Source organism: Streptomyces sp. NPDC057654 (assembly GCF_042800135.1).
GTDB lineage: Bacteria > Actinomycetota > Actinomycetes > Streptomycetales > Streptomycetaceae > Streptomyces.
The window spans coordinates 1-1691 of sequence record NZ_JBHVHQ010001282.1; the positions used below are offsets into that span (position 1 = coordinate 1).

General features: G+C 77.5%; 1 protein-coding gene and 1 pseudogene. Both read left to right on the forward strand.

The window, feature by feature from the left end; translation table 11 throughout:
- Positions 1-827, forward strand: an 827-nt coding sequence (locus tag ACFU99_RS42855) for a glycosyltransferase (RefSeq protein ID WP_384403986.1), incomplete at its 5' end; no start/stop codon positions are given.
- Positions 824-1691 (forward strand): annotated as a pseudogene (locus tag ACFU99_RS42860) (hypothetical protein); the annotation flags it as partial. The gene ACFU99_RS42855 and the pseudogene ACFU99_RS42860, both read left to right, overlap by 4 nt.

A 1691-nucleotide genomic window follows, 5' to 3' on the forward strand; every position in this document is an offset into this window, starting at 1 on the left:
GCCTGGACGTGCACCGCAGCGCCTGCCTCGACCTCACCTTCGTCGGCTTCGAGTGGGCGCGCACGCTGCTCGTGGACCAGGCGGGCGCGCCGCCGGACCGGGTACGGACCGTGGGACCGCTGGTCGCCCAGCACGAACTGGGGAACTTCCTGACCGGCCCGCGGGGGAACGGCGATACCGGAGCCGTGGAGACGGGCGACGCGGTGCCCAGCACGGCCCCGGACGCGGGGCGTCCCGAGGTCATCATCTTCAGCAACCGCGGCGGCGACACGTATCTGCGCGCCGTGGAGCACCTGGCCCGCCGACAGGCCGACGTCGACCTCGTCTTCGTCGGCTACGGAGACGAGGACACCACCCGGCGCGCCGCGGCTCTCACCGCCGAAGCCGGTGAGACCGGCCGGAACTGGCGGTTCCACACGCGGCTGCGGCAGGAGGAGTACTTCGCCTACATCGACGGCGCCGCGCGCAGACCGCACTCCTTCCTCGTCTCCAAGGCCGGACCGGCCACCGTCCTGGAGGCCGCGTACTTCGGCATCCCCGTCCTCACCCTGGACTCCGGCCTGCCCATGGAGGCATGGGTGCCCGGCCTCGTCCGGGACCAGCGGCTCGGGCGGTGCTGCCGCACCGGGCCGGAACTCCTCGGCGCGCTCGACGCCTGGCTGGACCGGCCGGAGACGGTCGCCGAACACCGGCGGCACGCGCTGGCCTACGCCCGTACCGCACTCGACCAGGACGCGGTGGGCCGGCGGATCGAGCAGGCCGTACGGGACCTGCTGCGCCACGACGGCGCGCCGCGCACCACCGTCGCAACGGGGGAACCCTTATGACCACCCGCCCGCACACCGGGGCCCATACGCCCCGCCCCGCACCACAGGAGGCCCGGGACCGGGCCGCCGCCTTCCTCGTCCGCGGCCGCCAACCGGACGGCTGGTGGCGGGACTTCGACGTCAACGGCCCCAGCAGCAGCTGGCTGACCGCCTACGTCGCCGCCGCCCTCGCCGGCTGCGGCGCGCCGGGCGCCCGCCGGGCCGCCGAGGACGCCTGGGCGCTGCTCGCCGCCGACCGCGCCCGCCGGGGCTGGGGCTACGGCCCCACCGCGCCGCCGGACGCCGACACCACGACCTGGGTGCTGCGCCTGGCCGAGGCCGTGGGCGCCGCGGACGAACCGGCGGCCGAGGACGGCTATGCCTTCCTCACCGCGCACATACGGCCCGACGGCGGCGTGGCCACGTACGCCCACGAGAGCGCCGGGGAGTTCTTCGACCGCCACCCGGTGCCGGGCGGCTGGGACGGCTGGTACGCCGGGCACACCTGCGTCACCGCCGCCGCGGCCGGACTGCGCGGCCTGGCCCGGCGCGCGGAGGTGCGCGGCTGCCTGCGCGAGCGGCAGCGCCCGGACGGCAGCTGGCAGTCGTACTGGTGGACCGAGCACGAGTACGCCACGGCCCTCGCGGCCGGGGCGCTGGGCGCGGAGGCCGCCGAGTCCGCCGCGGCACGCGCCTGGGCGGCGGCCCGGTGCGGCCCCGACGGCGCGGTCCGCACCGCGGCGGCGCCGGACGGATCGGCCTTCGCCACCGCCCTCGCGGCCCTGACGCTGGACGGCGGGGCGGAGCCACTGGTCGACGGCGGCGAACCCGCCCCGCCCGTACGGTGGCTGCTGCGCGCCCAGTCGCCCTCCGGCGGCTGGCCCG